Genomic DNA, 24,877 nt, shown 5'->3' on the forward strand with positions numbered 1-24,877 from the left:
GACAGGTCAGGAGAAGTCGAACTTCTCCAGCAGCGCCTTGCGCTGCCGGTCGCCCAGGCCGCGCAACCGGCGGGTGGGGGCGATCTCCAGCTCGGTCATGATCTCCTGCGCCTTGACCTTGCCGACCTTCGGCAACGCCTCCAGCAGCGCGGAAACCTTCATCTTGCCCAGGACCTCGTCGGTCTCGGCGTCCTTGAGCACCTGCTTGAGGTTGGTGCCGCCACGCTTGAGCCGGTCCTTGAGCTCCGCTCGGGCCCGACGTGCGGCCGCCGCCTTCTCCAACGCGGCGGCGCGCTGCTCGTCGGTCAACTGGGGAAGGGCCACGATTCCTCCGTCTCGTCATCATCGACAACGTCGATGTTTTCCATGTCCCGGCCGGGTACTCCCGCCAGAGACGACGACCGTACCCACGCCGTCTGACGAAATCTAACCCCACCCCCGGTTTCCGGCCACAAATGCCCAGCGTGTGGCGGCTGCGCACGGCCCACCGCCCGAACCGGAACGACGCCCTCCGGGCCGGCCACCGGGGGCCGCCATTGGTATCAGCCGGCCTCGAAAAACAGCTTCTAGCAGGACTTTCCTCGGTTTCGTCGGCCGATTGGACCATCCGGGCCGCTCCCCGCCGGGCAGCTGAGGGACGGGCCGAATCTTGCAGCGCATTGAATTCGCACCTCGCGGCGTGTCGGGCGTGTCGAGACCTCCGTCGACCGGTGAAAACTCAGCGACGCGCCGGCAGGCCTGCCGTTGGGCGCCGCCGGACGAACGGTGCTGGGATGGGGACCGAAGCTGGCCGGCGCCGACGCGGACCTGATCGCCGAGCAGTGGTCGACGCGCAGGGCGAGCAGGTTTTCGCGGTGCTCGGTGACCTCAAGGGCGACGGGATTAACGGACGCGTATTTGCGCCTACCGGCCGCAGCCACCACAGCTCGGCTGCCGGAGTTTCTGTCGGGAATTGACAGCGCCGTCAGTAATTGATCGACCATAATGCCAGTTCAGCTCGGTAGAAAGGCGAATGGTTGCCAACCAATGTATTGACGGTGTGAATGGCAGCAGAATGGATGATTGCCGCTCCGGCTCGGTCCGGATACAGTTTTTCTTCCGGGTGGCCGATTGCGCCCGTTCGATGGCTAAAAGGGGGGCCGGCATGAAGACACAGCGCTTTGGCGGCTGGGTACTGACCGGGGTGGTGGTGCTGGCGGTCGGCACGATCGGTGCCGGTATGGCCGCCGCCGATCCAGGCGACGGGGTGACCGCCGGCAACGGCGGTGGCGCCGAAACCACTGCCGGTCCGTTCGGCGGCAACCCCAACGACGGCAGCTTCAACCTGTGGCCCAGTGATCATGCCGCCGACAACGTGAACCTCGGCCCGTTCAGCGGCGGTTTCGACGCCGGCACCGCCGGCGACCTCGACCTGGGAGCCGCCGGGGGCGAGGGCCCTGCCGGCGATGGCCGCAGCGGCGACAACGCCGGCAGCATGCCTTTCCTCTGGTAGCCGCCGCAATCCCCGGCGCGCGGGTCGTTACCCGGCGCCCAGGTAACCGACGGCGTCGCGCATCCGCTCCGCTGCGGCCCGCAGCGCCGCGACGTCGGGGCCGGCGCGCAGCACCTCACGGGAGACCGCCGGCAGCAGCGTTCCCGGGGCCGCCCCGCCCAGGCCGGCCAGTTCCTCGGGGCGCCCACCCTGTGCCCCGATACCCGGTAGCAGAACCGGGCCGCCGAGGGCACTCAGGTCGGGCACCTCGCGCAGCGTGGCGCCGACGACCACCCCGATCGCGCCGGGCTGCGGGCCCGCGCGGTTGGCTTCGGCCGCGGCATCGACGATCGACTGCGCCACCGTGCGATCGCCGGCCCGGGCGCGCTGTACCGCGGCCCCCTCCGGATTGGAGGTGGCGGCCAGCACGAACACCCCGCGCCGGTGCGCGGCGGCGGTGTCCAGCAGCGGCCGCAGCGATCCGAAACCCAGGTACGGCGACGCCGTGACCGCGTCGGCGGCCAAGGGTGACTCACCGGCCCAGGCCGCGGCGTAGGCGGCCATCGTCGAGCCGATGTCGCCGCGCTTGGCGTCGGCCAGCACCAGCACGCCGGCCTCGCGCAGCGCCGCGATGGTGCGCTCCAGGACGGCATAGCCGGCCGATCCGTAGGCCTCGAAGAACGCCACCTGCGGCTTGACCACGGCGAACCCGGCGAACGCCGCGACACACGTCTCGCTGAAGGCCGCCAGGCCTTCCGGTGTCGACGGCAGTCCCCAGGCGGTCAGCAGTTCCGGGTGCGGGTCGATGCCCAGGCACAGCGGCCCGCGGGCCGCCGTGGCCCGGGCCAGCCGAGTCCCGAACGCCTCGGATCCCGGAGCCACTAGTGCCCGCCGAGCGTGCTGTGCAGCTCCTGCAGCGAGCGCACCCCGATATCGCCCCGGATCCCCGCCTCGATGCCCTGCACCGCCGCGGCGGCGCCCTGCACGGTGGTGACACAGGGGATGTTCATACTCACCGCGGCCGAGCGGATCTCGTAGCCGTCCACACGCGGACCGGAGTTGCCGTAGGGGGTATTGATCACCAGATCGACCTCGCCGGCCCGGATCGCGTCCACCGCGGTCAGCTCCGGACGCTGCGGGCTGGGCTCCTCGAAATTCTTGCGCACCACATCGCACGGAATACCGTTGCGGCGCAGCATCTCCGCGGTTCCCTCGGTGGCCAGCACCCGGAAACCCAAGTCGGCCAGCCGTTTGACCGGAAAGACCAGCGACCGTTTGTCGTGGTTGGCCACCGAGACGAATACCGTGCCGTCGGCGGGCAGCGACCCGTAGGCGGCGGTCTGGCTCTTGGCGAACGCGGTGCCGAAGTCACGGTCGATCCCCATCACCTCACCGGTGGACTTCATCTCAGGGCCCAGCAGTGAGTCGACGCCCGAGCCGTCGGCGCGGCGGAAGCGATGGAAGGGCAGCACCGCCTCCTTCACCGCGATCGGGGCGTGCGGACCGACGCTGGCACCGTCACCGGAGGCCGCCAGCAGCCCCTCGGTCCGCAGTCCGGCGATGGTGGCGCCCAGCATGACCCGCGCGCAGGCCTTGGCCAGCGGCACCGCGGTGGCCTTCGACACGAACGGCACCGTCCGACTGGCCCGCGGGTTGGCCTCCAGCACATAGAGCACGTCGTCCTTGAGGGCGAACTGCACGTTGAGCAGCCCCACCACGCCGACGCCGTGAGCGATCGCCTCGGTGGCGCGGCGGACCTTCTCGATGTCGCTGCGGCCCAGCGTCACCGGCGGCAGCGCGCAGGCCGAGTCCCCGGAGTGGATGCCCGCTTCCTCGATGTGCTCCATGATCCCGCCGATGTAGACCTCGGTGCCGTCGCACAGCGCGTCGACGTCGATCTCGATGGCGTCCTCCAGGAAGCGGTCGACCAGCACCGGATGCTCCGGCGTCAGCAGCGCCGCCCGGGTGATGTAGCCGCGCAACGTCTCCTCGTCGTAGACGATCTCCATGCCGCGGCCGCCCAGCACGTACGACGGCCGCACCAGCACCGGGTAGCCGATGTCGGCGGCGATCCGTTTGGCCTGCTCGAAGGTGGTCGCGGTGCCGTAGCGCGGGGCGGGCAGTCCGGCCGCTGTCAGCACGTCCCCGAACGCGCCGCGGTCCTCGGCCAGATCGATGGCCTCCGGGGTGGTTCCGACGATGGGGACGCCGGCGTCGGCCAGCCGCTGGGCCAGCCGCAGCGGCGTCTGGCCGCCCAGCTGAACGATGACACCCACCACACCGGGACCGCCCGAACCGGACTGCTGCTCGGCGTAGTACACCTCGAGCACGTCCTCGAAAGTGAGCGGTTCGAAGTAGAGCCGGTCGGCGGTGTCGTAGTCGGTGGAGACGGTCTCGGGGTTGCAGTTGACCATCACGGTCTCGAAACCGGCCTGGCTCAGCGTGATCGCGGCGTGCACGCAGCTGTAGTCGAACTCGATGCCCTGACCGATCCGGTTCGGCCCGGAGCCCAGGATGAGCACCTTGGGTTTGACGTCCTGGGGGGCCACCTCCGTCTCGGCGGCCGGATCGAGCTCGAAAGTGCTGTAGTGGTACGGCGTTTTGGATTCGAACTCCGCCGCGCAGGTGTCCACGGTCTTGAATACCGGGTGGATGCCCAACCGTGACCGCAGCAACCGCACCCCGTCCTCGCCGGCCAGCTCCGGGCGCAGCGCGGCGATCTGATGGTCCGACAGGCCGTTGTACTTGCAGCGGCGCAGCAGGTCGGCGTCGAGCACCGGGGTGTCGACCACCTGCGCGCGCAGCGCCACCAGGCCGTTGATCTGGTCGACGAACCAGGGATCCACCCCCGACGCCGCGGCGACCTGCTCCACGGTGGCGCCCAGCCGCAGCGCAAGTTCGATGTCGTAGAGCCGGCCCTCGGTGGGAGTCCGCAGCCGGTCGAGGGCGGCGTCGGCGGAGTCTTCGTCGGGGTCGGGCTGGGTCCAGAACCCGGCACGGTCGCTCTCCAGCGAGCGCATCACCTTGCCGAGTGATTCGATGAAGTTGCGGCCCAATGACATCGCCTCGCCCACCGACTTCATCGTGGTGGTCAGCCGCGGATCGGCGCCGGGAAACTTCTCGAACGCGAACCGCGGCGCCTTGACCACGACGTAGTCCAGCGCCGGCTCGAAACAGGCCGGGGTCTCTCCGGTGATGTCGTTGACGATCTCGTCGAGGGTGTAGCCGATGGCCAGTTTGGCGGCGATCTTGGCGATCGGGAAGCCGGTGGCCTTCGAGGCCAGCGCACTCGACCGTGACACCCGCGGGTTCATCTCGATCACGATCAGCCGGCCGTCTTCCGGGTTGACCGCGAACTGGATGTTGCAGCCACCGGTGTCCACCCCGACCTCACGCAGGATCGCGATGCCCAGGTCACGCATCCGCTGATACTCCCGGTCGGTCAGCGTCATCGCCGGGGCGACGGTCACCGAGTCGCCGGTGTGCACACCCATCGGATCGACGTTCTCGATCGAGCAGACCACGACGACGTTGTCGTTGGCGTCGCGCATCAGCTCGAGCTCGAATTCCTTCCAGCCGTAGATGGATTCCTCGATCAGCACGTTGGCCGTCGGGGAGGCGGCCAGGCCGTCACCGGCCATCCGGGCCACCTCGTCGAGGCTGGCAGCCAGCCCCGAACCCAGGCCGCCCATGGTGAAGGAGGGCCGGACTACGACCGGCAGGCCGAGCTCGGCGACGGTTTCCTCGACCTCGGCCATGGTGTAGCAGACCCGGGAGCGGGCCGACTCGCCGTTGACCCGGGCGACGATGTCCTTGAACTGCTGACGGTCCTCGCCGCGCTGGATGGCCTCGAAGTCGGCGCCGATCAGCTCGACACCGTAGCGTTCCAGCACGCCGTGCTCGTGCAGCGCCACGGCGGTGTTCAGCGCGGTCTGTCCGCCCAGCGTGGCCAGCAGCGCGTCGATCTTGTTGCCGCGCTCGGCCTGCTGGGCGATCACCTTCTCGACGAACTCCCAGGTGATGGGCTCGACATAGGTGTGGTCGGCGTATTCGGGGTCGGTCATGATCGTGGCCGGGTTGGAGTTGACCAGGCTCACCTGCAGGCCCTCGGCCTTGAGCACCCGGCACGCCTGGGTGCCGGAGTAGTCGAACTCGCAGGCCTGGCCGATCACGATCGGCCCGGATCCGATCACCAGCACGTGGCGCAGGTCGGTACGGCGCGGCACTAGCTCTCTCCTCTTCTTGCGCGAGGGTGCGCAGATGTACGCTCGCCCGCGGCGTGTCGTGTGCAAACACGCACGCTCGCGCGGGTGGGGGCCGGGGCTCTCACTGCTTCTCCCCTGCCATCAGGTCGACGAACTGGTCGAAAAGGTGTCCCGCGTCGTGCGGTCCGGCCGCGGCCTCGGGGTGGTATTGCACCGAGAAGGCTCGGCCGTCGGCGAGTTTCACGCCCTCGACGACCCCGTCGTTGGCGCAGGTGTGGCTGACCACCGCCGGGCCGAAGTCGGTGTTGAAGACCTCCCCCGCTTCTCCTTCGAGGGCGAATCCGTGGTTCTGCGCGGTCACCGCGACCCGTCCGGTGGCGTGGTCGATCACCGGGATGTTGATGCCGCGGTGCCCGAACTTCATCTTGTAGGTCTTCAGCCCCAAGGCTCGGCCCAGGATCTGGTTACCGAAACAGATGCCGAACAACGGGATTCCGGCGCCGATCACCTCGCGTGTCAGCGCCACCAACCGGTCTGCGGTGGCCGGGTCCCCGGGCCCGTTGGACAAAAACACCCCGTCGGGCTTGAGGTCGCCGAGCGCGGCGAAGTCCACCGATGAGGGCAGCACGTGGCAGCGGATGCCGCGCCGGGTGAAGTTGCGCGGCGTATTGATCTTGATGCCGAGATCCAGCGCGGCCACCGTGAACCGGTGCGCCCCGTCGGGCTCGACGACATACGCGGTGTCGGTGCTGACCTGCCCGGCGAGGTCGGCGCCGAGCATCGAGGGCTGCTCACGCACCCGGCTCACCAACTCCTCGGGCGCGGCCAGCGCATCGCCGGAGAACACCCCGGCCTTCATCGCGCCGTGGTTGCGCAGATGCCGCACCACGGTGCGGGTGTCGACGCCGGCCACCCCGACGATGCCCTGGCTCACCAGTTCCTCGTCGAGGGTTCCGGTGGCCCGCCAGTTCGAGGCGCGTGGCGACGGGTCGCGGACCACGTAGCCGGCCACCCAGATCTTCTCGTCGCGGCTCTCACTGTCCTCGCGATTCCAGCCGGTGTTGCCGATCTGCGGTGCGGTGGCCACCAGGATCTGCCGGTGGTAGCTGGGGTCGGTCAAGGTCTCCTGGTAGCCCGACATCGCGGTGGAGAACACCGCCTCGCCCAGGCTCTGCCCCACGGCCCCGAACGGCCGTCCGGTGAAGATCCGGCCATCTTCTAAAACCAGCACCGCGCGCGGGTTCATGTGTTGTCGCCTTCCAGCCAGCGGGTGTGTTCGGAACGGTCGTCGGCGCGGAAGCCGGTGTCGATCTCGGTGCCCGACGGCAGTCGCCAGCGAATCACCAGCACCCCGTCGTGGGCTCGGGTCGGGATGGCCCGGCCGGCGATACCGCGTTCGGTGCGGACCGCCAGGATCGCATCCTGCGGAATCCAGATCGGGCGGGCGCCGCTGCGCTGCACCATGATTCCCTCCGGGTAGCGGGTCAGCACCGCCTTGGTGCGGTAACCCAGGTCGCCGACGACCACCCGGTCGTTCCACTTCGGCGCGAGCGTGCAGCCCAGGTACTGGCCGCGGGTGGCCGCCACGATGGGCGGGCCCACCATGTCGGGCACCGCGGGCAGCGTGCCGATCAGGGTCTCCTGCAGCTGCCCCCGCCGGCGCCAGCCGCGCATCATCAACCGGATCAACCACCCGATCACCAGCACCAGCACGACCGCGAAGATCAGCGACGCGACCATCGTGGGCGTGTTCATGCCGGGATCTTCCCGTCCCGCGCGGTCACCCGGCCGCGGAGCAGGGTCGCGGTGACCGCGGCCGGCAGCGTCATCGCCTCATACGGGGTGTTGGTCGACCGGCTGGCCAGCCGGTCGCCGGCCACCACCCAGCTCGCCTCGGGGTCCACCACAGTCAGATTGGCCGGTTCACCGACCTCCAGCGGACGGCCCTGATCGGGCAGGCCGACGATCTGCGCGGGCCGTTCGCTCATCACCCGGGCCACGTCACGCCAGCTGAGCAGCCCGGGCGCCACCATGGTCGCCACCACCACCGACAGCGCGGTCTCCAGCCCGAGCATGCCGGGCCGGGCGACGGCGAACTCGCAGGCCTTCTCGTGTTCGGCGTGCGGCGCATGATCGGTGGCCACACAGTCGATGACGCCGTCGGCCAGTGCCTGGCGCAGCGCGGCCGCATCGGCGGCCTCCCGCAGCGGCGGGTTGACCCGGTTCCTGCCGTCATAGTCGGCCAGCCGGCTGTCATCGAGCATCAGATGATGCGGAGTCACTTCGGCGGTCACCGAGATACCTTGCGCCTTGGCCCATTTGAGAAGTTCCACCGTGCCCGCGGTAGATGCGTGACAGATGTGCAGGCGGGCACCGGCGTCGCGGGCCAGCAGGACGTCGCGGGCGACGATCGACTCCTCGGCGACGCGCGGCCAACCGGCGAGCCCCAGCCGGGCGGCGTTGGGCCCCTCGTGGGCGACCGAGCCGACGGTCAGCCGGGGCTCCTCGGCATGCTGGGCGATCAGCACCCCCAGCCCGGTGGCGTACTCCAGTGCGCGACGCATCACCAGCGGGTCGGCTACGCACACCCCGTCGTCGGAGAACATCCGAACACCCGCGGCGCCCGCGGCCATCATGCCCATCTCGGTCAGTTGCGTCCCGCCCAACCCGACGGTGACCGCACCGACCGGGTGCACATCGACCAGGCCGACCTGCTGGCCGCGCTGCCAGACGTGGTCGGTGACCACCGGGGAGTCGGCGACCGGATCGGTGTTGGCCATCGCGAAGACCGCGGTGTAGCCACCGAGTGCCGCTGCGGCCGAACCGGTTTCGATGTCCTCGGTGTATTCGCGACCCGGTTCGCGCAGATGGGTGTGCAGGTCCACGAAGCCGGGCAGCAGCACCTGCCCCGGCGCCTCGACGACATCGCATCCGGCCGGGGCGCCGACGTCCGCACCGATCTCGGCGATCTGGCCGTCTTGTACCAGCACCTCGACCCGGTCGCCCTCGCCGTAACACCGCACCCCGCGGATCAGCACGCTCACGGCGCTTCGTCCTCTCCGGCCGACCCGGCCGCCCCCGGCCCCGCCGCGGCCTGACTGCCCACCAGCAGGTGGAACAGCACCGCCATCCGCACGTGCACCCCGTTGGAAACCTGTTGCAGCACTGCCGATTGCGACGAGTCCGCGACCGACGAGGCGATCTCCATGCCGCGCAACATCGGCCCGGGGTGCAACACCACCGCGTCATCGGCCAGCATGGTGCGGCGCTTCTCGCTCAATCCGTAGCGCACCGAGTACTCGCGCGCCGAGGGGAAGAAGCCACCGGTCATCCGCTCGGCCTGCACGCGCAGCATCAGCACCGCGTCGGCGGCCGGCAGCTCGGCGTCGAAGTCGTGACTCACCGTCACCGGCCAGTCGGCCACCCCGACCGGCAGCAACGTCGGGGGGGCCACCAGCACTACCTCGGCGCCCAGCGTCGCCAGCAGCCGCACGTTGGAGCGGGCCACCCGGCTGTGCACGATGTCGCCGACGATCACCACTCGGCGGCCATCGATCGCTCCGAGCCGCTGCCGCAGCGTCAGCGCATCCAGCAACGCCTGAGTCGGGTGCTCGTGGGTGCCGTCGCCGGCGTTGATCACCCGCGGACCGCCTCCCTCGGCGCCTGCGGTCCACTCGGCGAGCAGCTGTGCAGCACCGGACGCCGGATGCCGGATGACCAGTGCGTCGGCGCCGGCGGCGCGCAGCGTCAGCGCGGTGTCGCGCAGCGACTCCCCTTTGCCCACCGAGGATCCCGACGCGGACACGTTGACGACGTCGGCGCTCATCCACTTGCCGGCCACCTCGAACGAGACCCGGGTGCGGGTGGAGTTCTCATAGAACATCGTGATCACGGTGCGTCCGCGCAGCGTGGGCAGCTTCTTGACCTCGCGGCCGACCAAGGCCTGCGCGAACCGGTCGGCGTCGTCGAGGATCGCGGTGGCCTCGTCGCGGCTCAGGTCGCCGGCCGCCAGCAGGTGCCGAGCGATCATCGGGTGATCACCACCGCGTCACGGCCGTCGTGTTCGGCCAGCAACACGTGCACGCTCTCACCGCGGGAGGTCGGCACGTTCTTGCCGACGTAGTCGGCGCGCACCGGCAACTCGCGGTGGCCGCGGTCGACCAGCACCGCCAGCTGCACGATCCGCGGCCGACCCACGTCGCGCAGCGCATCGAGGGCGGCCCGCACCGACCGGCCGGCGTAGAGCACGTCGTCGACCAGGATCACGCACGCATCGTCGATACCACCGGCCGGGATCGAGGTGGATTCCAGCGGCCGCGGCGGCTGGCGCATCAGATCATCGCGGTACAGCGTGATGTCGAGGGCACCGTGCCCGACCTCGACCCCGCAGTATTCGCTGATCTTGGCGGCCAGGCGATCGGCCAGGGTGACTCCGCGGGTCGGAATGCCCAGCAGCACCACCCGTGGAGCGGCGGGATCATCGACGCCGCGAGCCTCGTCCAAGGCGGTCTTCTCGATGATCTGATGCGCGATACGAGAGATCGTGCGACCCACATCCGCCGCGGACATCAATTCCCGGTCGGTGCTGGAATTACCGGCAGCGCCCATGCGAAACCGCTGGACCTCCTTCTCCGCCTCGCGGGACGGCTCATTAAAGGATGTCGAACTGCCGGGTAGCTTAGCACCCCGCCCGGCGTGGCCGTGCCGGCTGGGCGGCCCGCCGATCGCCGCTGGTTCCCGTGGCGGCGACCCGCAGCGCCCGGCTCCGCCGCGCTCGCGATCACCGCGGGGCTGATGGCGGCGACCCGCAGCGCCCGGCTCCGCCGCGCTCGCGATCGCCGCGGGGCTGATGGCGGCGACCCGCAGCGCCCGGCTCCGCCGCGCTCGCGATCGCCGCTAGCCTGGGCGGGTGAATCTGGACCTCAACCGGGCGCCACTGGCCGAGGCCTGCGACACCGGCCTGCTGGCCGGCGCGGTGACAGTCGTCTGGCAACGCGGCAAGCTGCTGCAGGTCAACGAGATCGGTTACCGCGACGTCGGGGCGCAACTGCCGATGACCCGCGACACGGTGTTCCGGATCGCCTCGATGACCAAACCCGTCACCGTGGCCGCCGCGATGAGCCTGGTCGATGAGGGCCGGCTGCGGCTGAACGATCCGATCGCGCACTGGCTGCCGGAGTTCGCCGCGCCCAGCGTGTTGGTGGACCCGGCCGGGCCACTGGATCGCACCGCCCCGGCCCGGCGAGCCCTGACGATCGAGGATCTGATGACGCACCGCTGCGGCATCGGCTACGGCTTCTCGACGCTCGGGCCGATCGCGCGGGAGTATCAGCGGCTGCCGTTCGGGCGCGGCCCGGATGCCTGGCTGACCGCACTGGCCGCCTTGCCGTTGGTGGATCAGCCCGGCGAGCGGATGACCTACGGGCACGGCACCGACGTGCTGGGCGTGCTGCTGGCCCGCGTCGAGGGCAAGCCGCTGCCGCAGGTGCTCGACGAACGGATTCTCGGGCCGCTGGGGATGGTCGACACCGGGTTTTGCGTCTCGCCGGCGCTTCGCGGGCGCAGCGCCACCATGTATCGCATCGACGGCGACACGCTGCGCGACGACACGATGGGACCGATGCCGATCACCATGCCGGCCTTCCCCAACGCCGGTGGCGGGCTGATGTCGACTGCCGACGACTATCTGGCTTTCGCACGAATGCTGTTGGCCGACGGCGTGTTCAACGGCACCCGGGTGCTCTCGGCGGAATCGGTGCGGGCGATGCGCACCGACAAGCTGACCGATTCCCAGAAGCGCCACCCGTTCCTGGGCGCCCCATTCTGGGTCGGCCGAGGATTCGGCCTCAACCTGTCGGTGGTGACCGACCCGGCGAAATCCCAGCCGATCTTCGGTCCCGGGGGCGCGGGCACGTTCAGCTGGCCGGGCGCCTACGGAACCTGGTGGCAGGCCGATCCGGCGGCGGATCTCATTCTGCTGTACCTGATCCAGAACTCCCCGACGCTGTCCACCGAGGCGGCCGTCGCCGTGGCCGGCAACACCTCGGTCGGCAAACTGCGAGTCGCGCAACCGAAGTTCGTGCGGCGGACCTATCGCGCCCTCGGGATATGAGCCGCGATCAGATCATCGCGATCGGGGAGATCTGCACTCCGGCCTCCAGCGCGCCGGACAGTTCGCGCGCCACGTCGTAGTCGAAAACGACGTGCCCGCAGATGATGTCGACGTCGCGTTTGATCCGCTGCAGCGGGTTGTCTACGAAATGCACGCTGGCCCCGGATGCCTCGAGCAGATCGGCGATCACACTGCGGGATTCGTGCACGATGTGGGCGGCCGCGGCGCGCGCGTCCGCGCGGGCGGCTCGGCCGATCCGTTCGCCGCTGCTAACCGCGGCTTGGATGCCGGCCACCGTGTCGTCGCGCAGCCCTCGCAGCGCGCGCAGCCGTACCCTCGCGTCGCCGAGTCGGATCTGCGCGGCGGGCTGGTTCTTCTGTGCCGCACCGGAATAGGCCAACACCCGTTCGCCGAGACGCTGGGCGTAGAGGTCGGCCACCCGTTCGGCCGAACCCAGCGCGGGCATCGCCGCCACCATCGCTAGCGCCGGCACCATCGGCCACCGGTATGCCGGGGCGTCGTGCAGCGCGGCACCTGGCGCGGTGCCCGAATAGATGTCGACGACTTTGACCAGCCGGTGCTGCGGCACCCAGACGTCGTCGACGACGACGTCGTTGGAACCGGTGGCTCGCATACCGGCGGTGTGCCAGACGTCTTCGACGCTGATGTCGGCGGCCGGTAGCAGCACCAGCGCCGGATAAGGCGCGTCGTCAGGGCCGCAGATACCCCCCACCAGGATCCAGTCGGCGTCGGCGACCCCGGTCGCCCAGGACCATCGGCCGCGCAGCCGGATGCCATCGCCGTCGGGCACCCCGCGACCGGTCGGGGCCAACGGCGCCGGACACAGCACCGCCCCGGAAGCGAACACCTCGTCCTGGGCCTGCTCGCAAAAGAGCGCCAGCATCCAGTTGTGCAGGGTGTAGAAGCCCAGTGTCCAGGCACTGGAGGCGCAGCCGTGCGCCATCGCTCGGATCGGCTCGAGGATCTCCGGAAACTCTGCCTGCTGACCGCCGTAACGCGCCGGCAGCAGCAGACCGGCCAACCCGGAGCGCCGGTAGTCCTCGATGGTCGCGGCCGGCAGCCGCCGCAGGTCTTCGGCCTCGGCCGCGCGGTCGGCCAACCGATCGATGAAGTCCGCGGTGACCGGCGGTGTCGTCATCCCGGGAACCTACCATACCTTTTGGTATGGACACTCAGTGTCGCAGCATCACGTCCAGGAACTGCTCACGCCGGCCGACGGCGCGCGGACTGGGCCGCGAGCCGGCCAGGTGCAGGAATCCGATGCCCGCGGCGAACGTGGCGTTGGCCCGCATGTCGGCGGCGTCAGCGTCGAAGCCGTCGTCGAGAAAGACCTGGCGGACCGCCGCGAGCACCCGCCGATCCGAGCTGCGCACCGCTTCGGCGACGCTGTCCTCCGAGCGCGCCCACTCGCGCATCGCGCGTTCCAGCATCCAGTGCCGCGGGCCGACCAGCGAGGTCATCATGCGCGAGAGCCGTTCGCGCGGCGGCAACGCCGACAGCGCCTCGAAGTCGCCTCGGTCTTCATCACGCACGGCGGCCCAGGTGTCGACCAGGTCCTGCCGGTAGGTCTTCATGTCGGCGAAGTGCCAGTAGAAGCTGCCCTTGGTGACTCCGAGACGCCGGCAGAGCCGATCGATGGTCAGCGCTTTCAGCCCTTCCTCGGCCAGGATGCGGAACCCGGCCTGCACCCAGTCCTGCACGGACAGGCGCGCATTGGTGGAGGCGTCGGCCATGCCGAGTCAGGGTACTGATCTCGGCGCGCGCCGCATACCGTTTCCACCGTTGTCGACCAGCTAGCCGCCCGAGTGCACGCCCGCTTCCAGCAGTGCCCGACGCGCATAGGCGCGAACGTCGGCGTCGCTGTCCTTGACGGCGATACCCAACGCATCGCGTGCGGCGCCGTCCGAGGCCGTCCAGCGTGCTAATCCCAGCACCGCGGCCTTGCGCACGTCGAGGTGCGGATCCTCGAGGGCGAATGTCAGCCGGGGCACCGCCTCGGCGGCGGACGCGCCGGCCAGCGCCCGCGCCGCGCCGACCCGCACCTGCCACGCCGACTCCGTCAGCGCCGGTGCCACCACGGCGATGTCCTCGTCGCCGCAACCGATCTCACCGAGCGCTGCCAAGGCGGCGGCGCGCACCAGCGGGTCTGGGTCCCCGATCAGGTCGCGGACGGTGTCGGCTCCGGCCCGCAACGTCGCGCACGCGTTGGCGACCGCGATGCGCACCTCCCGGTTGCCGTCACCGGCGGCGGTGGCCACCGTCGATGCGTCGTCGACCGACACCAGCGCACGCACCGCCTCGATGCGCACCCGGTGGTCCGGGTCGGCCAACGCAGCGCGATAGTGCGCCGGGTCGCCGACGCGCCGGCTGGACAGCAGATACACCACGCACGCCCGCACCACCGGGTCCGAGGAGTCCAGCCCGTGACCAGCCGCTGCCGGGTCGGTCACCACTTCGACCAGTTCGCGAGCGCCGTCGGCGGCGGTGCGGCGCACCGCGGCGTCGTCGTCGGCGAGCGCGTCGAACAATGCGCTGGCGTATCCGTCGGGGGTGTGCTCGGTCAGCGCGGCGACCGCGGTGCGCCGCACCGCCGGATCGGGGTCAGCGAGGAACTCGGCAAGATCGGTCAGGGCCGGCTCGTCCAAGGCGACGACAGCCGCGATCCGCGGCGACGGCGGGTGCGAGGCGCCCGGCGGCCCGACCCGGGACTGCGCGGTCGCAGGCGCCTGACCGCCCAGCAGCGGCGGCTGCGACACCGGATACACCGACTGGTCGGCCGGCGGCAGGCCGTCGAGCTCGGGCACCGCAACGAAATACGGCGCGACGGGGCGTTTCAGGAATTCCATCTCCCCGTCGGGGCCCTTGCGCACGTTGAGGTGATACCCCCACCGGCTGTCGTCCCGGCCGGGCAGATCGGCACGCTCGTGGTAGAGACCCCAGCGCGATTCGGTACGGGTCAGTGACGAGCGGGCCGCCAGTTCGGCGCAGTCCCGGATGAACGACACCTCGACCGCCCGCATCAGCTCGTGCGGGCTGCGTGCGCCCATCTCGGCGATCTCACCGCGCATCCGCTCGAAGGTCTGTACCGCCAGCGACAGCTTGGCGGCCGTCTTGGGCGGTGCGACATAGTCGTTGACGAACCGGCGCAGCTTGTATTCCACCTGCGGTTGCGGCGGGCCGTCAGGGTGGCGCAGCGGACGGTAGATCAGCTCGTGGGCCTCGGCCAGCTGGTCGACCGGAAGGTCCTGTGGCGCGGCGTTATCGGCCAGCGTGGACGCCGCGTGTGCGCCGGCCAGATCGCCGAACACGAAGGCACCGATCATGTAGTTGTGCGGCACGCAGGCCAGGTCACCCGCCGCGTACAGGCCTGCCACGGTGGTGCGGGCATGCTCGTCGACCCACACCCCCGACGCCGAATGCCCGGAGCACAAGCCGATCTCGGAGATGTGCATCTCCACGTCGTGAGTGCGGTAGTCGTGGCCGCGGTTGGCGTGAAAGGTGCCCCGGGTGGGCCGTTCGGTGGTGTGCAGGATGTCCTCCAGCGCCGACAACGTCTCGTCGGGCAGGTGCGACACCTTGAGGTAGATCGGCCCCCGGGCGGAGTCGATCTCGGATTTGACCTCGGCCATCATCTGTCCGGACCAGTAGTCGGAGTCGACGAAGCGCTCCCCCAGCGCATTCACCTGATAGCCGCCGAACGGGTTGGCGACATAGGCGCAGGCCGGCCCGTTGTAGTCCTTGATCAACGGGTTGACCTGGAAGCACTCGATGCCGGACAGCTCGGCGCCGGCGTGGTAGGCCATCGAGTAACCATCACCGGCGTTGGTGGGGTTCTCGTAGGTGCCGTACAGGTAGCCCGAGGCGGGCAACCCCAGCCGCCCGCACGGCCCGGTGGCCAGGATCACCGCCTTTGCGCCGACGGCGACGAATTCACCGGTGCGGGTGTGCAATGCGGCCGCGCCGACCGCACGGCCGTCCCGGGTGAGCACGCGTACCGGCATGAGCCGGTTTTCGATGCGGATCTTCTCGCGCATGGCGCGTTGCCGCAGCACGCGGTAGAGCGCCTTCTTGACGTCCTTGCCCTCGGGCATCGGCAACACATAGGAACCGGAGCGGTGTACGCGGCGCACCGCATACTCGCCGTGCTCGTCTTTTTCGAACTTGACCCCGTAGCGCTCCAGCCGCTGCACCATCGCAAATCCGCGGGTGGCGGTCTGGTACACGGTGCGCTGGTTGACGATTCCGTCGTTGGCACGGGTGATCTCGGCGACGTAGTCCTCGGGTTCGGCCTTGCCGGGAATGACGGCGTTGTTGACCCCGTCCATGCCCATCGCCAGGGCGCCGGAGTGCCGCACGTGCGCCTTTTCCAGCAGCAGCACCCGGGCGCCGTGCTCGGCGGCGGTCAGGGCGGCCATGGTGCCCGCGGTGCCGCCGCCGATCACCAGCACGTCGCAGTCCAGCCGCAGCGACTGGGAGGCATCCGGTATCTCGATCATGAATAGTCCAATGCGGAAAGGAGTTCGGCACGCAACGCGGGCTCGGGCCGCGCGCTGCGCGGCTCGGGCACATCGGCCAGCGCCCGCAGTGGCTGCCCGGCACGGCCCAGCACTGCCACCCGGTCGCCGAGCGCCAGCGCCTCGTCGACGTCATGGGTGACGAACACGATCGTGGTCGGGTGGGTACGCCAGGTCTGGATCAGCAGTGCCTGCATCGCGGCGCGGGTCGCGCTGTCCAGGGCACCGAAGGGCTCGTCCATCAATACCGCCCGGGGCGCGCCGGCCAGTCCCCGGGCCAACTGAACGCGTTGCCGCATCCCGCCGGAGAGGCTCTTGGGCAGATAGTCGCCGAACCCGCTCAGGCCCAGCTCGGTGATCCACCGGTCGGCTTGAGCCCGGCGCCCGCTGCGCGGCACACCGCGCAGCCGCAGCGCCAGCTCGATATTGGAACGCACCGACCGCCACGGCAGCAGCGCGTTGTCCTGGAACACCATCGCCCTATCCCCCGAGGTGGTGGCCACTGTGACGCCGTCGGCCAGCACTCGGCCGCGTTCGGGTGTCAACAGTCCGGCCACGGCGCGCAGCACCGTCGACTTGCCACAGCCGGACGGTCCGGTCAGCACCAGGATCTCGCCGGGACGCACCGCCAGGCTCAGCTCGTCGATCACCGGGGAATCGGTGTAGGACAGCCGGATCCGCTCCAAAGTGAGGCTCATGCCGGCGGTCATCGCGCGTTCTCCTCGCTGCGCGGCAACCAGCGGGTCAGCCGGCGCCCGAGCACCTCCACCGCCGCCGACGTCGCGAACCCCAGCGCGCCGATGGTGATGATCCCGACGAACACATCGGGGTAGGCCAGCACCGTGTAGGCCTGCCAGGTGCGGTAGCCGATACCGAGGCGCCCGGAGATCATCTCCGCGGAGATCACGCAGATCCACGACACGCCCATCCCGACCGACAGGCCGCCGAAGACCCCGGGCAGGATCCCGGGAAACACCACCTGGCTCAGCACATCCCACCGGCCGCCGCCCAGCGTGCGGACCGAGTCCTCCCACAGCGTCGGCAGCGCACGCACCGCATGCCGGGTGCTGACCAGGATCGGGAAATAGGCGGCCAGGAAGGTGATGAACACGATGCCCTGTTCGCCGGCCGGGAACAGCAGGATCGCCACCGGCACGACGGCTATCGCGGGGATGGGCCGGATCAGCTCGGTGATCGGCCCCAGCACGTCCGCGGCGACCCGGGAGCGGCCCAGCAGGATGCCGGTGGCCAGCCCGGCGACGGCGGCCAGGCCGAATCCGGTCAGAATCCGGACCAGTGACTGGGCCAGGTCCAGCCAGTACGCCTCGGTGCTCAGCCGCCGCACCAGGGTGGCAAAGACCTCATTGACGGTGGGCAGGGTGTCGAATCGCAGCCACCAGCGCACGTCGGCCGCGGTCAGCAGCTGCCACACCCCGACCGCGGCGGCGACCGACGCCAGGCGCAGCAGCCAGGACCGTCGCACCGAGACGTGCCGGCGCGGCGCTGCATCGACCGCTGCCGACACCGCCGGGCCACCGGTGACGACCGCGGTCATGCCGCGGCCGCCAGCGCCTGCTGGTAGTCCACCACGGTGCTGCCTGGATGCGCGGCCGCATAGCGCCGCGCCCCCGCGACGGTGTCGAAGGCCAAGTGGTGCCCGCCGTCGCGGACCCACGCCGACTTGTCGGCGAACCACCGGGTGCCCAGTTCGGCGTCGTGCACATACGCCGCGCGAATGCGATCGCCGCGGGCGGTTGCGGCCCGCACGGCCTGCAACAGCTGGTCGGGATCGGCCACCCCCACCGTCGTCTCCGAACCCTGCAGCCACAGTTCGCCACCGGTCGTCGCGGGTTTGTCCAGGGCGGCGACCGCCTTGTTGTAGTCCAGCTTGCGCTCGGCGAACGCCGCCCGCAGCGGTCCGTCGTCGATGAAGCGGTCGATGTCGAAACCATCCAGGTTGGCGAAGTCACCGATCGACTTCAGGTAGGGCACATCGTTTTTCAACGCCGCGACCAACGCCGGTTTGACGGTGGTGTCGAACGACGTTCCGCCCGGCCCGTTGTAGAGGTAGACGACTTCCTGCGGCAGCCCGCTGCCCTCGGCGACGATCCGGGCCGCCTCCAGCGGCTTGCGGTTCAGGAAGTCGGTGGCGTCCAGCTGTGCCTGCAAAAACGCGTTGAGCACCTCCGGGTGCGATCGTGCGTAGCCGCGACGCACCACCACCCCGTGCAGGGTCGGGTGGTTGAGCTCGGCGCCGTCGTAGAGCAGTCTCGCCCGGTCCTGGTAGACCAGCAGGCCGGGCCAGGCCACGAACTGCGACAGGCCCTCTACCTGCCCGGACTCCAGGGATGAGGCACCAACCTGTGGCTGCTGGTTGAGCACTTCGACGTGCGCCCCGGTACCGGCCAGCGCGCGCAGCAGGGTGCCGTGGCCCGCCGAGCCCACACTGGCCGACACTCGGGCCCCGGCCAGGTCTGCGAGGGTGTCGGCGCGCGAATCGGGCGCCACCACCACCATGTTCAGCGCACCGGCCGGGTGGTAGCCGGTCACCGAGACGATCGCGGTGCGGGCCTGCTCGCTGTCGCGGGTGCGGATGCCGTTGACCAGCATCGGATAGTCGCCCATCGAGCCGATGTCGATCTTCTCGGCGAGCATCTGCGCGGTGATCGGCGCCCCGGTGTCATAGTCCTGCCAGTCGACCCGGTAGCGGGTGCCGGTCCGGGCGGTGATGTCGGCGAGCCGGCGTTCCAGATAGCCACGGGCGCGCAGCAGCGTGCCGGCGGTAGCGGTGTTGATGGTCTTGGACTGGTAGCCCACGACCACGTCGACGGAATCACCCGCCGTGGTGGATTCCAGCGAGCACCCGGTGAATACCAGGCTGCACGCCAGCAGAATCAGGGTCTTCTTCATGAAACACCTTGGTGGTCACTATGTTCAGCGAAGCAGATAGGGCATGTTGACGGTGACGGCACCGGTCGGGCAGCGCGCCGCACACGGCCCGCAATACCAGCACTCGTCGACGTGCATGAAGGCCTTGCCGTTGTCCGGGTTGATCGCCAGCGAATCCAGCGGGCAGATGTCGACGCACAGCGTGCACCCGGTGATGCACAGCGACTCGTCGATGGTCACCGGGACGTCGGAACGGCTGTTGACCAGCGTCATGGATTGCTCCTTGTCAGGCTTCCGCGCATGGTGACCCGGTCACCGCGCATCCGGATGTATTCGAGGTCGACCGGTCTGCCGTCCTCAAAGCTGGTGAGCCGCTCCAGCATCAGCAGGGCCGCGCCGTCGGCCAGCTGCAGGATGGCCGCCGAGTGCGGGTCCGCCGGAATGGCCTCCAGCGCCAGCGTGGCATCGCCGAGTCGCTGCCCGCTGATCTGCTCGATCAGCGGGAACAGGTCGCTGTCCTCCAGCGGATGGGCCAGCACGGCGTCGCCGATCTCGGCCGGCAGATAGGTCTGATCCAGGCTCAGCGGCACGTCACCGAGGTATCGCAGCCGTTCGATGAACACCAGCGGCGCGCCGGCGTCCAGCAATAGTCGCCGGGCGATCGACGGCGGGGCGAGCACCGTCGCCGCCACCCGCACTTCGTTGCGCACCTCTTGACCATTGAAGGTCTCCTGCAGGCCGAGCAGCACGCCTAGGTGGTGGTCCAATTTGTGCTGCGCCACATGGGTGCCGGTTCGCGGTCCCCGGTGGATCAGCCCCTCGGTCTTCAGGGCGGCCAGTGCCTCACGAATGATGTTGCGGGAGCTGGCGAATTCGGCGGCCAGCTCCGGTTCGCCGGGCAGCCCGTCGTCGTAGGCACCGGCGTGGATCTGGTGGCGCAGCACGTCGGCGACCTGCCGCGCCCGGTCCGCGCGGCGGATCGGCTGTGCTGCGAGTCGGACTTCGGCCATGCAGACACGCTAAGGGTCCACCGGTGCCAGACGACAGCGCCGTGAAACGCGCTGACCAGCGGATTGGCGCATTGCGCCACCCGGTGGTGTCCGGCTGCCAGCGGAAACCGGTCGTCGCGACGCCATTGCGCCGCAGTGGCGCAGGCGGCCCGGGAAACAATCGCGGTGAGGGAAACCGGCCGCTAACCTCATCGGTTGTGGAGTCGCTCATCGCCACCAATCCCGATCCGGACTCCCGACTGCCCTACCTGATCCGGTTACCGCTGGGGACGGGCTGATCTTCGCGACGTCGGATGTGTGGCCGCGCACCAAGGGCTTGTACTGCCACCGGCTCGACATCGCCGACTGGCCCGCCGACCCGGTGATCGCCCTCAGTGCACGTTCGGCAAGCTGGCCTCGCGGACGGTTGCCATGCGCGCCAGGGCGTCCTGGGTGAACACCGCCAGCCCCAGGTCGGGGTTGTAGCCGTGGATCTCCTTGACGTCCAGTTCGGCCAGGAAGTACAGAATCTCCTTGGAGACCACCTGCCCGGGGACCAGCACCGGGAAGCCGGGCGGATACGGCACGACGAACGTCGTCGACACCAGCGTCTTGCCGTCGGCGACCCGGCGGCCGGCCTCGCCGAGCAGGACGTGCTCGCGATCGGACTCTTCGTAGCCGCCGTAGAACGCCGCCCTCATATCACCGAATCCGCTTGCACCGTCGGGCCGGAACGCATCGTCGAATTCGCTGAAGTCCGGAAGCGGCGGCAGGTCCTCGGTGATCTCCACGATCCGGCGCTGCTGTAGCGCACGGTCATCGGTGCTGGCCGCCTTCCAGGCCCGGTCCAGTTCGGTCGAGACGCGACGCAGCGCGTCGAGCAGATAGTGCACCGACGACCAGGTGACGCCGATGGTGAAGATAAGCAGCACGGAATTGATCGAGGTCTTGTTGATCTGAATCCCGAACTGTTTCATCAGGATGTTCTCGCGGAAGTCGTAGCCGTTCATGCCGGTCTTGCCGACGAACAGCGTGACCCGGGTCGGGTCCAACACGAACTCGTCGGACCGCCACGCCTCGTTCCATTCCGCCAGCGCACCCTGGCGGACCTGGCGGTAGGAGCTGACCGTCGACTCCCGGAACCGGTCGGGCACCAGGTCGTCCTCGTCGAGGATGCGGAACCACTTGCTGATCAGCCGGTCTTTGCGGACCCGGTGGCGAAACACCAGCGCCATGTCGTAGACCCGCCGCACCATCTGGAAGCCTTCGATGTCTACCTGCCGGCGAGCCAGGTCCAGCGACGCCAGCAACTGCTGATTGGGCGACGTGGAGGTGTGGGTCAGAAACGCTTCGGTGAACGATTCGCGGGCCAGCGCATTGAAGTCCTGGTCGCGCACGTGGATCATCGAGGCCTGCCGCAGCGCCGACAGTGACTTGTGGGTGGAGTGGGTCGCATAGACCCGCACCCGTGTCGAAGGTGCCGGCAGCAGCCGGTGTTCGGCCCACTGGTCGCGCTCGACTCCCGCCATCGAGTCGCGCCAGGCCTGGTACTCCCGGGCGTAGCCGGGTGAGGACAGCTTCGCCTCCAGGCGTTCGGCGGCGACCATCGCGGTGCGCTGCCGCGCCCAGGGCACCGCGGTCGCGAACGCATACCACGCCTCGTCCCACAGGAAGCAGATGTCCGGCTTGATCGCCAGGATCTCCTCCATCACCCGCTGCGGGTTGTAGACGACGCCGTCGAACGTGCAGTTGGTCAGCAGCAGCATCCGGACCCGGTGCAGCTGCCCGGCAGCCTCCAGGTCGAGTAGCGCTCGCTTGATGGTCTGCAGCGACACCGCACCGTAGATCGCGAACGGCGCCAGTGGATAGGCGTCCAGGTACAACGGGTAGGCGCCCGCCAGCACCAGCCCGTAGTGGTGCGACTTGTGACAGTTGCGGTCGATCAGCACGATGTCGCCCGGCCGGGTCAGGGCCTGCACGACGATCTTGTTGGCCGTCGAGGTCCCGTTGGTGACGAAGTAGGTGTGGTCGGAGTTCCAGGTGTGCGCGGCCTTGTCCATCGCGACCCGGATGGTCCCGTGCGGGTCCAGCAGCGAGTCGAGCCCGCCGGACGTCGAGGAGGTCTCGGCCATGAAGATGTTGCGACCGTAGAACTCCCCCATGTCTTGTAGCGACCGGGAGTTGAAGATGCTGGCGCCGCGCGCCACCGGCAGGGCGTGGAACTGGCCGACCGGCTCGGCGGCATAGGCCCGCAACGCGTCGAAAAACGGTGTGGCGTAGCGCTTCCGGATTCCGGCGAGCACGGTGCTGTGCAGATCGGTGGCATCGTTGAGCCGGTAGAAGGTTCGGTCGTAGACGTCCGGTTCGTCCTCGGTGTCGGCGGCGATCGATTCGTCGGTGAGCAGATACAGGTCGATGTGCGGCCGCAGCAGTCGCATCCATTCCCCGCATTCGATGGCGTCGTGGCCGCCGCCGACCGTCCCGCCGTCGTCGTTGGCGCCCAGCAGGGTGGTCATCAGCGGCACCCGGTCACGTGACCGCAACGGCAGGTCGTGTCGCACGATCGCCGCCTGGATCTCGCCGTTGAGCGCGACCGCGGTAACGGCGTCCTCGACGCTGGACACCACCAGCAGCTCGATCTGCACCTCGTCGTCGGGGTTGCGCAGCGCACGTAGGTTTTCCGCCAGGCTCTCCGGGGCGTCCGGCGGCGAGTCGTCGGCCAGCAGCACGGTGTAGAACTGCTGCTGACGGGCCCGGGCCACCAGTTCCTGTTCCGAGAGCGGCGAGCTCAGATCGAACAGCGCCGCCCGGTCCCCGTAATCCGACAGCAGCCGCACCACCAGCGACACCTGTTCGGTCAGCGACACCGTTGCCATCGCCTCCAGATAGCCGCGGAACGCCGCCAGGTTCGCCGCCCCGGGAAACAGCCAGTACCGCTCGTAGGCGCCGATCCGGTCCAGCAGTCGCTTCACCCGAGCGGCGTGATGCGTGGTGTCCAGGTCGTTCCGGTTGGCCTCGGCGAGCTGACGACAGGCGTCGTCGAGCAGGTTCCAGGTGTCGACCCGCGAATACGACGGGTTCGCCACCGCCGCCAGCGCCGAGACCCGTAACCGTCGATTTCCCCTGTCGCCGCTTGAGTTCATAGGGCCAGTGTGCCGGTTCGGGGCGGGTACGGGGCGCTTTCGCCGCCTCCGGTGCGCGGCCCGCAAGGGCCTAAGGCCCTACGATCCGGCAGCCAAAGGCCATATCAGAACGGCGCGGTGGTGAGTAGCGTCGGAACAGTGGGTGATATAGCCAACATCGACGCCTACACCGCCGCGCTGGCCGGTGCGCAGACCGCCGAGCAAGCCTGCGAACGACTTTCGGCCGCCGGCTGTGTCGCCGCGGCGCAGGACGAGTCGGTCGTCATCGGTGACGGCGAGGCGACGGCCCGCCCGTTCGAGGGCGTCAACAAGATCGGCGATGCCTTCTTCCTGTGGTGCCTGCACGACCGCGACGGCGAGATCGTCCGGTGCGTCGCGCGGGGGCCGCAGGGCAGCTGCCCGCCCCGGCACTGAGACGGCTCACTCCTCGGAGCCGGCCTCGGGCTCGGTGGCGACAGGCGCGGGCGGCGCAGCCGCTTCCCGGACCGCCTGCGATGCCGCCCGCAGCTGCGGTGTCACCAGCATCACCTGCCCCAGCACGCCGTTGACGAAGCCGGGCGAGTCATCGGTGGACAGCTCCTTGGCCAGTTTCACCGCCTCGTCGACGGCGACCGGCTCCGGGACGTCCTCGGCGTGCAGCAATTCCCAGATCGCCACCCGCAGGATCGCTCGGTCGACGGCCGGCAACCGCTCCAACTTCCAGCCCTGCAGGTGCGAGGTGATCAGGTCGTCGATATGAGCGCTGTGCGCGGACACGCCCTGCGCCACGGTGACCGTGTACGGGTGCAGTGCTGCCACGTCGGGCTGCTGGCTGGCCAGCGCCGTCCGCAGCTCGGCGCCCTGCGCCGGCGTCAGCCCGCGGGCTTCGGACTCGAACAGTAGATCCACCGCGCGCTTGCGTGCCTGATGCCGTCCTCTGACGGGCCTCGCGGGTCGCGGCGACTTTGCCTCCCCACCATCCGGCATGGTCAGGAGTTGACCCGGCCCAGGTAGCTGCCGTCGCGGGTGTCGACCTTCAGCTTGTCTCCGGTGTTGATGAACAGCGGAACATTGATCTGGGCACCGGTCTCCACGGTGGCCGGCTTGGTGCCCGCACTGGAGCGGTCGCCCTGCAGGCCCGGCTCAGTGTGGGTGACCTCCAACTCGACGCTGACCGGCATCTCCAGGTACAGCGGCACCCCGTTGTGGAAGGCGATCTGCACCGGCATGCTCTCCAGCAGGTAGTTCGCCGAGTCGCCGACCATCGCCTCGGGCAGCGGGTGCTGCTCGTAGTCGGCGCTGTCCATGAAAACGAAGTCGGCGCCGTCGCGGTACAGGAAGGTGGCGTCACGGCGGTCGACGGTGGCGGTCTCAACCTTCACCCCGGCGTTGTAGGTCTTGTCGACGACCTTGCCCGACACCACGTTCTTGAGCTTGGTGCGCACGAAGGCCGGCCCCTTGCCCGGCTTGACGTGCTGGAATTCGACGATCTGCCAGAGCTGGCCGTCGATCACCAGCACCAGTCCGTTCTTGAAGTCGGCAGTTGAGGCCACT

Annotated in this window: 22 protein-coding genes; 3 read left to right on the forward strand and 19 right to left on the reverse strand. The window is 69.5% G+C overall.

Features of this window, described 5'->3' with window-relative positions:
- Positions 1-6: 6 nt before the first annotated feature.
- Positions 7-324, reverse strand: coding sequence for an integration host factor, actinobacterial type (gene mihF / locus ACAG20_RS04605; RefSeq protein WP_003932123.1), 318 nt, complete (start codon positions 322-324; stop codon positions 7-9).
- An 820-nt stretch (positions 325-1,144) separates the two neighbouring features.
- Between mihF and ACAG20_RS04610 the strand changes: the two genes are divergently transcribed.
- Positions 1,145-1,492 carry a hypothetical protein gene (locus ACAG20_RS04610; RefSeq protein ID WP_370491688.1) on the forward strand — a complete coding sequence of 116 codons (348 nt, stop codon included), beginning with the start codon at positions 1,145-1,147 and terminating at the stop codon, positions 1,490-1,492.
- A gap of 27 nt (positions 1,493-1,519) precedes the next feature.
- On the opposite strand, the gene pyrF is transcribed toward ACAG20_RS04610, so the two are convergent.
- From pyrF to pyrR, 7 genes are all read right to left on the reverse strand, one after another.
- The gene (pyrF, locus tag ACAG20_RS04615; RefSeq protein WP_370491689.1) at positions 1,520-2,353 is read right to left on the reverse strand and encodes an orotidine-5'-phosphate decarboxylase; all 834 of its coding nucleotides are present in this window, start codon (positions 2,351-2,353) and stop codon (positions 1,520-1,522) included.
- Positions 2,353-5,697, reverse strand: coding sequence for a carbamoyl-phosphate synthase large subunit (gene carB / locus ACAG20_RS04620; protein ID WP_370491690.1), 3,345 nt, complete (start codon positions 5,695-5,697; stop codon positions 2,353-2,355). The genes pyrF and carB overlap by 1 nt, the downstream gene beginning before the upstream one ends.
- A gap of 100 nt (positions 5,698-5,797) precedes the next feature.
- Positions 5,798-6,922: a glutamine-hydrolyzing carbamoyl-phosphate synthase small subunit gene (gene carA, locus ACAG20_RS04625; protein WP_112687929.1), complete on the reverse strand. Its 1,125-nt coding sequence runs from the start codon at positions 6,920-6,922 to the stop codon at positions 5,798-5,800.
- On the reverse strand, positions 6,919-7,431 hold the full coding sequence (locus ACAG20_RS04630; protein ID WP_370491691.1) for a transporter: 513 nt from the start codon (positions 7,429-7,431) through the stop codon (positions 6,919-6,921). Before ACAG20_RS04630 ends, carA begins: the two co-directional genes overlap by 4 nt.
- Positions 7,428-8,720 (reverse strand): dihydroorotase, encoded by a 1,293-nt coding sequence (locus tag ACAG20_RS04635; RefSeq protein WP_370491692.1) that lies wholly within the window; start codon positions 8,718-8,720, stop codon positions 7,428-7,430. Before ACAG20_RS04635 ends, ACAG20_RS04630 begins: the two co-directional genes overlap by 4 nt.
- Complete coding sequence (locus ACAG20_RS04640; RefSeq protein ID WP_370491693.1) at positions 8,717-9,706, reverse strand: aspartate carbamoyltransferase catalytic subunit; 990 nt, start codon at positions 9,704-9,706, stop codon at positions 8,717-8,719. Before ACAG20_RS04640 ends, ACAG20_RS04635 begins: the two co-directional genes overlap by 4 nt.
- Positions 9,703-10,284, reverse strand: a complete 582-nt coding sequence (pyrR, locus tag ACAG20_RS04645; RefSeq protein WP_370491694.1) for a bifunctional pyr operon transcriptional regulator/uracil phosphoribosyltransferase PyrR — start codon at positions 10,282-10,284, stop codon at positions 9,703-9,705. Before pyrR ends, ACAG20_RS04640 begins: the two co-directional genes overlap by 4 nt.
- Positions 10,285-10,585: 301 nt before the next feature.
- On the opposite strand from pyrR, the gene ACAG20_RS04650 reads away from it, so the two are divergent.
- Positions 10,586-11,788 (forward strand): serine hydrolase domain-containing protein, encoded by a 1,203-nt coding sequence (locus ACAG20_RS04650; protein WP_370491695.1) that lies wholly within the window; start codon positions 10,586-10,588, stop codon positions 11,786-11,788.
- A gap of 7 nt (positions 11,789-11,795) precedes the next feature.
- On the opposite strand, the gene ACAG20_RS04655 is transcribed toward ACAG20_RS04650, so the two are convergent.
- The 9 genes from ACAG20_RS04655 to ACAG20_RS04695 form a co-directional block, all read right to left on the reverse strand.
- Positions 11,796-12,947, reverse strand: a complete 1,152-nt coding sequence (locus tag ACAG20_RS04655) for an acyl-CoA dehydrogenase family protein (RefSeq protein ID WP_370491696.1) — start codon at positions 12,945-12,947, stop codon at positions 11,796-11,798.
- Positions 12,948-12,981: 34 nt separating this feature from the next.
- On the reverse strand, positions 12,982-13,542 hold the full coding sequence (locus tag ACAG20_RS04660) for a TetR/AcrR family transcriptional regulator (RefSeq protein WP_370491697.1): 561 nt from the start codon (positions 13,540-13,542) through the stop codon (positions 12,982-12,984).
- A 60-nt stretch (positions 13,543-13,602) separates the two neighbouring features.
- On the reverse strand, positions 13,603-16,305 hold the full coding sequence (locus ACAG20_RS04665) for a fumarate reductase/succinate dehydrogenase flavoprotein subunit (protein WP_370491698.1): 2,703 nt from the start codon (positions 16,303-16,305) through the stop codon (positions 13,603-13,605).
- The gene (locus tag ACAG20_RS04670) at positions 16,302-17,033 is read right to left on the reverse strand and encodes an ABC transporter ATP-binding protein (protein WP_370491699.1); all 732 of its coding nucleotides are present in this window, start codon (positions 17,031-17,033) and stop codon (positions 16,302-16,304) included. Before ACAG20_RS04670 ends, ACAG20_RS04665 begins: the two co-directional genes overlap by 4 nt.
- Positions 17,030-17,878 carry an ABC transporter permease gene (locus ACAG20_RS04675; protein ID WP_370491700.1) on the reverse strand — a complete coding sequence of 283 codons (849 nt, stop codon included), beginning with the start codon at positions 17,876-17,878 and terminating at the stop codon, positions 17,030-17,032. The genes ACAG20_RS04670 and ACAG20_RS04675 overlap by 4 nt, the downstream gene beginning before the upstream one ends.
- Positions 17,875-19,233, reverse strand: coding sequence for an ABC transporter substrate-binding protein (locus ACAG20_RS04680; protein ID WP_370491701.1), 1,359 nt, complete (start codon positions 19,231-19,233; stop codon positions 17,875-17,877). Before ACAG20_RS04680 ends, ACAG20_RS04675 begins: the two co-directional genes overlap by 4 nt.
- Before the next feature lie 24 nt (positions 19,234-19,257).
- A complete protein-coding gene (locus ACAG20_RS04685; RefSeq protein WP_013829255.1) occupies positions 19,258-19,485 on the reverse strand; it encodes a ferredoxin family protein in 228 nt (75 codons plus the stop codon).
- Positions 19,482-20,222 carry a GntR family transcriptional regulator gene (locus tag ACAG20_RS04690; RefSeq protein ID WP_370491702.1) on the reverse strand — a complete coding sequence of 247 codons (741 nt, stop codon included), beginning with the start codon at positions 20,220-20,222 and terminating at the stop codon, positions 19,482-19,484. Before ACAG20_RS04690 ends, ACAG20_RS04685 begins: the two co-directional genes overlap by 4 nt.
- Before the next feature lie 371 nt (positions 20,223-20,593).
- Positions 20,594-23,344: an aminotransferase class I/II-fold pyridoxal phosphate-dependent enzyme gene (locus ACAG20_RS04695; RefSeq protein WP_370491703.1), complete on the reverse strand. Its 2,751-nt coding sequence runs from the start codon at positions 23,342-23,344 to the stop codon at positions 20,594-20,596.
- 138 nt (positions 23,345-23,482) lie between these two features.
- Between ACAG20_RS04695 and ACAG20_RS04700 the strand changes: the two genes are divergently transcribed.
- Positions 23,483-23,758, forward strand: a complete 276-nt coding sequence (locus ACAG20_RS04700; protein WP_370491704.1) for a hypothetical protein — start codon at positions 23,483-23,485, stop codon at positions 23,756-23,758.
- Between the two features lie 6 nt (positions 23,759-23,764).
- Here the strand turns inward: ACAG20_RS04700 and nusB are convergent, their stop codons facing one another.
- Both nusB and efp read right to left on the reverse strand, forming a co-directional pair.
- The gene (gene nusB, locus ACAG20_RS04705; RefSeq protein ID WP_370491705.1) at positions 23,765-24,310 is read right to left on the reverse strand and encodes a transcription antitermination factor NusB; all 546 of its coding nucleotides are present in this window, start codon (positions 24,308-24,310) and stop codon (positions 23,765-23,767) included.
- 2 nt (positions 24,311-24,312) lie between these two features.
- Entirely contained in the window at positions 24,313-24,876 is a 564-nt protein-coding gene (efp, locus tag ACAG20_RS04710) for an elongation factor P (protein WP_370491706.1), read from the reverse strand.
- Between the last annotated feature and the right edge of the window lies 1 nt (position 24,877).

Origin of the sequence: Mycobacterium sp. pW045, from assembly GCF_041287085.1 — a bacterium.
In the GTDB taxonomy this organism is placed as follows: domain Bacteria; phylum Actinomycetota; class Actinomycetes; order Mycobacteriales; family Mycobacteriaceae; genus Mycobacterium; species Mycobacterium algericum_A.